Annotated in this window: 8 protein-coding genes; 5 read left to right on the top strand and 3 right to left on the bottom strand. The window is 75.9% G+C overall.

Features of this window, described 5'->3' with window-relative positions:
- Nucleotides 1–158: 158 nt before the first annotated feature.
- From ACFWH7_RS12005 to ACFWH7_RS11995, 3 genes are read left to right on the top strand one after another with little or no spacing between them, the layout of a single operon-like run.
- Complete coding sequence (locus tag ACFWH7_RS12005; RefSeq protein WP_378216736.1) at nt 159–1070, top strand: NAD(P)-dependent oxidoreductase; 912 nt, start codon at nt 159–161, stop codon at nt 1068–1070.
- A 9-nt stretch (nt 1071–1079) separates the two neighbouring features.
- Nucleotides 1080–1745, top strand: coding sequence for a pentapeptide repeat-containing protein (locus ACFWH7_RS12000; protein ID WP_378216735.1), 666 nt, complete (start codon nt 1080–1082; stop codon nt 1743–1745).
- Between the two features lie 21 nt (nt 1746–1766).
- Nucleotides 1767–2663 carry a carbohydrate kinase family protein gene (locus ACFWH7_RS11995; RefSeq protein WP_378216734.1) on the top strand — a complete coding sequence of 299 codons (897 nt, stop codon included), beginning with the start codon at nt 1767–1769 and terminating at the stop codon, nt 2661–2663.
- A gap of 33 nt (nt 2664–2696) precedes the next feature.
- Here ACFWH7_RS11995 and ACFWH7_RS11990 read toward each other — a convergent pair whose 3' ends face one another.
- Nucleotides 2697–3764, bottom strand: a complete 1068-nt coding sequence (locus tag ACFWH7_RS11990) for an ABC transporter permease (protein ID WP_378216733.1) — start codon at nt 3762–3764, stop codon at nt 2697–2699.
- Between the two features lie 95 nt (nt 3765–3859).
- On the opposite strand from ACFWH7_RS11990, the gene ACFWH7_RS11985 reads away from it, so the two are divergent.
- On the top strand, nt 3860–4453 hold the full coding sequence (locus ACFWH7_RS11985; RefSeq protein WP_378216732.1) for a TetR/AcrR family transcriptional regulator: 594 nt from the start codon (nt 3860–3862) through the stop codon (nt 4451–4453).
- Nucleotides 4454–4553: 100 nt separating this feature from the next.
- On the opposite strand, the gene ACFWH7_RS11980 is transcribed toward ACFWH7_RS11985, so the two are convergent.
- Both ACFWH7_RS11980 and ACFWH7_RS11975 read right to left on the bottom strand, forming a co-directional pair.
- Nucleotides 4554–5342, bottom strand: a complete 789-nt coding sequence (locus ACFWH7_RS11980) for a response regulator (RefSeq protein ID WP_378216731.1) — start codon at nt 5340–5342, stop codon at nt 4554–4556.
- The gene (locus ACFWH7_RS11975; RefSeq protein WP_378216730.1) at nt 5339–6712 is read right to left on the bottom strand and encodes a sensor histidine kinase; all 1374 of its coding nucleotides are present in this window, start codon (nt 6710–6712) and stop codon (nt 5339–5341) included. Before ACFWH7_RS11975 ends, ACFWH7_RS11980 begins: the two co-directional genes overlap by 4 nt.
- A 151-nt stretch (nt 6713–6863) precedes the next feature.
- Between ACFWH7_RS11975 and ACFWH7_RS11970 the strand changes: the two genes are divergently transcribed.
- Complete coding sequence (locus ACFWH7_RS11970) at nt 6864–7742, top strand: GAP family protein (protein ID WP_378216729.1); 879 nt, start codon at nt 6864–6866, stop codon at nt 7740–7742.
- Nucleotides 7743–7852: the final 110 nt, after the last annotated feature.

The following is a 7852-nucleotide window of genomic DNA, read 5'->3' as shown; positions in this document are numbered from 1 at the left end:
CCCGGCGGGTGCCGGCGCGCGGCGCTGCGCGCCCCCCGCCGGCCTGCAGGGCGCCGCGCTGCCGCGCCCCGCCAGGGTCACCCCGGGTTCGCGCGCGCCGTCGAGAGCATCCGGAACCCCGTCCGCACCCCCGCCACCGCCACCGCTGGAGGAGCACGATGAGCGCGCCCGCCCCCGTCACCCTGATCGGCCTCGGCCCGATGGGCCAGGCCATGGTCCGCACGCTGCTCGCCGCGGGCCACCCCGTCACCGTGTGGAACCGCACGCCGTCGCGCGCCGACGCGCTCGTGACCGAGGGCGCCGTCCTCGCCGCGACGCCGGCCGAGGCCGTGGCGGCGAGCGACGTCGTCGTGCTCAGCCTGACGGACTACGCGGCGATGTACGACGTCCTGGGCGCTGCGACGGACGTCCTGCCCGGCCGGACGGTCGTCAACCTCAGCTCGGACACCCCCGGGACGACGCGCGCTGCTGCGCGCTGGGTGGACGACCACGGCGCGACCCTGGTGACCGGCGGCGTCATGGTTCCCGCGCCGATGGTGGGAACCGTTGACGCGTACGTGTACTACTCCGGTCCGGAGCGTGCCTTCCGGGCGCACGAGGCCACGCTCGCGCTGCTGGGCGCGCCGCGCTACCTCGGCGATGACCCGGGGCGCGCGCAGCTCCTGTACCAGGCGCAGCTCGACGTGTTCCTCACCGCGCTGTCGGGCGTCGCGCACGCCGCCGCGCTCGCGCAGGCGGCCGGTGTCCCGCCCACGCGGTTCGTCCCCGAGGCCCTCCGGACGCTCGTCGAGACCCCGGCGATGGTCGGGGGATCGGACGCGCCCGGTGTCGCGTTCGAGACCGGCGTGCACCCTGGGGACCTCAGCACCACGACGATGATGGGCGCGACCGCTGCGCACATCCTCGGAGCGAGCGAGGAGCTCGGCGTCGACACGGGACTCCCGCGCGCGGTCCTGTCGCACTACGAGCGCGCCCTCGCTGCCGGCCACGGGCGGGACGACTGGACGGCGATCTTCGAGGTGATCAAGGCCCGCACGCCCGCGACGCAGGCCGTCGGTGGCGGGTCCTAGGCTCGGGGCGTGCCACCCAAGAAGCCGACGACCGAGCCGCCCGTGATCGACCCCGTCGTGCTGGACGACCTCCAGCGCGGCGACGCCTACGACCTCGAGGCGGAGGCCGACCTCGAGGGGTTCGAGCTCGTCGACCTCCGCCTCGACCGGCTCGACCTGCACGGCGCGAGCGTGTTCTCCACGCGCCTGGACCAGGTGCGGGCCGACGAGGCGGACCTCGGGGCGGTGACGCTCACCGAGGTCGTGCTCGACCGTCTGGACGTGCCCGTGCTGCGCGGGACGCGCGGCCGGTGGCGCGAGGTCGAGGTGCACGGCGCGCGCCTCGGGTCGGCCGAGCTCTACGAGTCGTCGTGGGCGGGGGTCCGGTTCGTCGGCTGCAAGCTCGGGTTCGTCAACCTGCGCGGCGCGACCCTGCGCGACGTGATGTTCACCGACTGCACGATCGACGAGCTGGACCTCGTCGCCGCGGACGCGCTGCGCGTGGCGTTCGAGGGCACGCGCGTCCGCCGACTCGACGTCCAGGCCTCCACGCTGGCGCACGTCGACCTGCGGGGTGCGGAGATCGACGAGCTGAGCGGCATCGAGTCGCTGCGGGGCGCGACGATCGACTCGACCCAGCTCGCCCGCCTCGCAGCGACGTTCGCGCACAGCCTCGGCATCACGGTCACCGACTGACCGGGGGATAGGGTGCGCGACGTGACCGACGCGACACACCCGTCCACCGCGCTGCCCGACCCCGCCGGGACCGACGTCCTCGTCGCCGGGCCGGCGTCGTGGAACCTCCTCGTCCAGCTCGACGAGCTGCCCGCGCCCACCCCGCACACCGTCTTCGCCCGGTCGCACCGCGCCACCGTCGGCGGGACGTCGGCGGGCAAGGCGCTCAACCTCGCGCGGCTCGGCCGGTCGGTGCTGCTGCGCACCGTCCTCGGGGCGGACGACGATGCCACGCGCGTCCGGTCCGTGCTCGAGGGCGCGGGCGTGCGGGTGCTCGCGGAACCGTCGCCCGACGGCCTCACCGAGAGCCACCTCAACCTCATGGACGACGACGGCGGGCGCGTCTCGGTCTACCTCCGCGCCCCGGGCGAGGTCCCGGCCCAGGGCCCTTCGTGGGACGTCGCGGTCGCGGCGCTCGACGCGGCGAGGGCCGTCGTCGTCGACCTCGCGGTCCCCGCGCTGCCCGTGCTCGACCTCGCGGTGTCCCGCGGGCGCGACGTCTGGGTCGACCTGCACGACTACGACGGCGAGTCCGCGTTCCACCGGCCGTGGGTCGACGCGGGGACGCACGTGTTCCTCAGCGGGGACCGCCTCGAGGACTGGCGCGGCTTCATGTCCGCGCGGGTCGACGCGGGCGCGCGGCTCGTGGTGTGCACGCACGGGTCGCGCGGCGCCGTCGCGCTCACGCCCGAGGGAGGTTTCGTCGAGGTGCCCGCACAGCACGTGCCGCGCGTCGTCGACACGAACGGTGCGGGCGACGGCTTCTTCGCGGGCTTCCTCGACGCCCACCTGCGGGGCGCGGGCGTCGAGGAGGCGATGACGGCGGGCGCCCGGCACGCCGCGCTCGTCGTGCAGAGCCCGGACATGGTCCCGGCCTGACGGGTCGGGCCGGCGTCGGCGCGCCGCGCTCGGTCACCGCGCGGCGCCGACGGGCTCGGCCGCGGGTGCGACGTCGTCCGCCTCGCGCAGGGCGGCAGCGGTCGCCGCGCCGCGGTCGCGGAAGTGCCCGACGAGGGAGAGCAGGAGCCCGAGCACGGCCCACCCCGTGAGCACGAGCCAGGGGAAGGTCGTGTCCGCGCCGGGGAAGTACGACAGGTCGCGCAGCAGGGTCGCGGACGCGCCCGGCGGGAACCACTGCCCGACGGCGCCCCACGGGCTGAGCAGGAACTCGACCGGCATCGCGGCCGCGGAGAGCGGGTTCGCGACGAGCAGGAACAGGACGGGGCCGACGGCGATACCGGGGCGCCCGAGCACCGCGACGGCGCCGACGATCGTCCCGCCGATGCCGAGCAGCGTGAGCCCGACGGCGAGCGAGTCGGCGAGGTACGCGCCGTGCAGCCCGCCGAGCCCGTGCAGGATCCCCGCGATCGCGAGCCCGCCGACCACCGAGTAGACCCCGAGCGCCGCGACGCGCCGCCACACCCCGACGACGGCGAGCGAGATCGCGATGCCGCCGACCATGCCGCCGAGCACGAGCGGGAACGACGCCGCGGCGAGCGTGGAGCCGCGTGGGTCGTCGACCGAGAGCGGGACGACGTCTGTCACCGTCACGGTGGGGACGGACTCGGCGGGCACGCCCTGCGCGGTGGCGGCGGCGGAGACCTGGGCCTGGAGCGCGGGCTGGAGACCGGCGAGGAGCTGCGCGACGGCGGGGCTCGCCGCGGAGGCGGTGAGGACCTCGGGCTGCTGGCCGAGGACGATCGCGCCGTACGCGTCCCGGGTCTCGACGAGGTCGACGGCCGCGTCCCGGTCGGCGACGGTGACGAGCTCGATCGCGCCCTCGGCGCGCTGGTCCAGCCCGGCCTGCACCTGGGCGACGAGGGCGGGGTCGCCCGCGGCCGCGACCGGGAGGTCCTTCGGCTCTGCGGTGACGGAGGGCCACAGGAACGCGAGGACGACGACCGCGACGAGGGCGACGAGCCCGACGGCGGTCGTCACGACGCGCGGCCAGTGCGTATGCGGGGCGGTGGCGGAGCTCATGGGGAGACCTCTCATAAAACGAATGTTCGTTCTCTATAGAGTCGTCCTGGCTGTCGCCTCCTGTCAAGAACGATCGTTCGGTTTAGGGTGGGCGGATGCCCCGCGTGAGTGACGAGTACCGAGCGCAGCGGCGCGACGACATCGCCGCGGCCGCCCTGCGCGTGTTCCGCCGCAAAGGCTTCGCCGCCACCTCGATGGCGGAGATCATCACCGAGTCCGGGCTGTCCGCCGGGGCGATCTACGGCTACTACGACTCCAAGATGGCCATCGTGCACGACGTTGCGGGCCGGATCGTCGGCGGCCGCATCGCCGACGTCGAGCAGCTCGCCTCGCGCGACCCGCTCCCACCTCCCTCGGACCTCGTCGCCGTCCTCATGCACGGGGTGGTACGCGAGATCGGCAGCACCGCGATCCTGCTCCAGGTCTGGGGCGAGGCCGTGACCGACCCCCGCATCCTCGAGTTCGCCTCGGCCGTCCTCGCCCGCCTGCGCTCGGTCTTCGCCGACTACGTCGCGGCGTGGCACGAGCGAACCCACGGCCTCGACCCCGTACGCGCGGCGGAGCTCGGCGCCGAGCAGGCGCCGCTCTTCGTCGCTGCGTGCCAGGGCTTCATCGTCCAGAGCGCGCTCATGGACGACTTCGATGCCGACGCCTACCTCGCCCGCACGACCTGCCACCTTCCACGCTGACTCCTCGACCTCGCGCGACCGGGGTCGTCCCTCGGGGGGCACAACTCTTCGTGGGGCGGCGCCGTGGCCGCAGGCCGGGGTCGTGCCGCGGGTGTGGAGCTCAGGCGAGGCCGGTGTCGCGGGCGACGATGGCCGCCTGCATGCGGGTCGCGACGCCGAGCTTGGCGAGCACGCGCGAGACGTGGGTCTTGGCCGTGGCCTCGGTGATGTAGAGGTCCGTCGCGATGCCCTGGTTGGACAGGCCGCGGCCGAGCGCCGCGAGCACGTCCATCTCGCGGGGCGTGAGGTCGGCGAGCCGGGGGTCCAGGGCCGGGTCTTCCGTGGTGGGGTCGTGACCGGCGTGCCCGGTGCCGGGCGCCGGGGTGCCACCGGCCGTGCTCGACGGCGGTCCCGCGGCCGGGTCGACGGTCCCGCCCTGGCGAGTGGTCGGGACGGGCCGGGGCGCACCGTCCGGCGCCGGGCCGCGTGCGAACGCCGCGAGGAGGCGGCGGGTGACCTCGGGCGCGAGCACCCCGTCGCCGTCGGCGACGCGGCGGACGGCGTCCAGCAGCGCGGCGGGCTCCGCGGACTTGAGGAGGAAGCCCGCGGCGCCCGCGCGGAGCGCGCCGTCGACGTACTCGTCGAGGTCGAACGTCGTGAGCACGAGCACGTCGGCGAGCCCTTCGCCCGTGATGACGCGCGTGGCCTCGATGCCGTCGACCCCCGGCATGCGCAGGTCCATGAGCACGACGTCCGGACGCAGCGCGCGGGCGTTGGTGATCGCCGCGGTGCCGTCGGACGCCTCGCCGACGACCTCGACGTCGTCGGCGGCGTCGAGCAGGAGGCGCAGTCCCGCGCGGATCGCGGCGTGGTCGTCGGCCAGCAGCACCCGGACCGGTCGTGGCGTCACGCGCGCTCCCTCTCCACCGGGCGCCCGGCGACCGGGACGGACGCCCGCACGACCCACCCGCCGGCCGCCGTCGGCCCGGCCGCGAACGTGCCGCCGAGACCGTCTGCCCGCTCGCGCATGGTCAGCAGCCCGGTGCCGGCGCTCAGCGGGGCCTCGACCGGCGACGCCGAGCCCGGCGCGCCGTCGTCGCGCACCTCGAGCACGACGGCCGAGCCGTCGCGGACGAGCCGCACCGTCACGGGCGCCCCCGGCGCGTGCTTCAGCGCGTTGGTCACGGCCTCCTGCGCGATCCGGAACAGCGCCTGGTCCGCCGCGGCCGGCAGGGCGGACGCGGCGACGTCGTCGGGGTCGTCGAGCACGACCGTGGTGGTCGCGCGCGCCGCGTCGAGCAGGGCGTCGAGGCCCGCGAGCCGACCCGGCGCGGCGACGGCGTCGGGGACGTCGTCGCGCCGCCCCTCCGTGCGGAGCAGCAGGATCATCGACCGCATCTCGTCCAGGGACGCGACGGCGCTCGCACGCACCTGCTCGAGCGCGGCCCGGTCCTTCGGCGCGTCGGGCGGGAGCGCGAGCGCGGCGCCGGAGTGGATAGCGATGGTCGACAGGTGCGACGCGATGACGTCGTGCAGGTCGCGCGCCATCGCGGCGCGCTCCGCCTGCACCGCCTCGTGCCGGTCGAGCTCGGCGATGCGCTCGAGGTCGCTCGCCCGCTGCCGCTCCAGGTCGGCCGTGCGCGCCGCGGCCTCGGCCTCGCGCGCGGCGAGGTCGGCGCGCTCGCCCGCGAGCTCGGCGAGCTCGCTCTTGGTCCGCACGTTGGTCGCCCACCACATCGGCACGAGGAGGACGGCCCCGAGCTGGAGACCCATGTACACGAACTGCCGCACGTCGCGAGCGGCCTCGCCCGCCGCGACGGAGCCCAGGACGGCGACGGTCACGGCCACCCCCCAGAGCCAGGCGCGCGCCCGTGGCCCCGACCACAGCGCGGCGGCGTAGAGCAGGTCCCACAGCACGAGCGTGATCGCGAGGCTGCCGCCCCACCGGACGTCGACGGCGGTGACGGCGACGCCGCCGAGGAGCGCGAGGATCGGGTGGGCGCGCTTGACGAGGATGAGGAGGCAGCCGACCCCGAGCAGGGCGACGCGCCACCACGGTTCCGCAGGCTCGACGACGAACGGCGCCCGGACGATCCCCACGAGGCCGACCTCGAGGAGGACCCACCCGAGGACGAACGTCGTGACGGCGGAGAAGACGTCGTTCCGCCGGTCCTCGATGTGCCAGACCTGGGGGAGCGACCGGACCGCCGCCTCCCAGCGCCCGGGGCGCGGGGGCACGACGGCGCGTCCCTCGTCCGTCCCGCCGTCCTCCGTGCTCACGGAACCATCCCAGCACACCGGGCCGTTCCCCCGGATCGGTCGAACGGTGTACGACGGCGCCGTCACCGTCCCCGCGGGTGGCCCGCCGAGGGCCCGGGATCGGTCGTTCGCCCGACGACGGGACGGCGCCCCGGAGGCGAGGCTCGACGGCATGGACATCCCCCTCGACCTCGACGCCGTCGGCGGCCCCGGCCTGGGGCTCGCCGCGATGGCGGGCGTGCTCGTCGTGCTGGCCCTCATCGACTCCACGAGCTTCGGCACGCTGCTGATCCCCGTCTGGCTGCTCCTCGCCCCGGGCCGACTGCGCGCCGGGCGTGTGCTCGTCTACCTCGGTACCGTCGCCGCGTTCTACCTGGCCGTCGGGATCGTCGTCCTGCTGGGGGCGGGGGCCTTCCTCGACCGGTTCGGCGACGCCCTCGACACCCGCGCCGCGGCGATCGTGCAGCTCCTGCTCGGCATCGGCCTGTTCGCGCTGAGCTTCCGGTTCGACAGCAAGCGTGCGGCCAAGCGGGACGCGCGCGCGGCCGCCGCGGCACCGGCGACGGTCGGCGCGCGACCGTCCGTCCCGGGCGACGCGCCCGGCGGGGAGCGGGAGACGACGTCGGCCCCGCGTCCCGGGCGGCTGTCCCGTTGGCGCGAGCGCGCCCTGGGGATCGAGGCGGACGCGGCCGGTGCCGGCGGCGTCCGCACACGGCCCTCCGTGATGCCTCTCATGGGGCTCGCGCTCGGAGCCGTGGCGATCGAGGTCGGGACGATGCTGCCCTACCTCGCCGCGATCGGGCTGCTCACGACGTCGGACGTCGGCTGGCCCGCGACGGGCGGGATCCTCGCGGCGTACTGCGTGGTGATGGTCGCGCCCGCGCTCCTGCTGCTGCTCGGGCGCCTCGTCGCGGCGCGCGCCGTCGACCCGCTGCTGCGCCGGCTCGACGCGTGGCTGACGAAGAACGCGACCGACATGACCGGCTGGGTGCTGGGGATCCTCGGCGTCCTGCTCGCGCTCAACGCGTTCGGCCGCCTCGGCTGGACCTGAGCAGGCAGTGCGCCGCGCACGGCGACGGGGCGCCCCCGGGGGGCGGGGGGGGCGGGCGGGGCGCCGCCCCGGGGGGCGGGGCTCTCGGCGGCGGGGGGGGGGGTATAAAA

This window comes from Cellulosimicrobium cellulans, from assembly GCF_042723955.1.
Lineage (GTDB): Bacteria > Actinomycetota > Actinomycetes > Actinomycetales > Cellulomonadaceae > Cellulosimicrobium > Cellulosimicrobium cellulans_H.
Note: the sequence above shows the minus strand (reverse complement) of the source record. Positions and strands in the feature narration are given on the sequence as shown.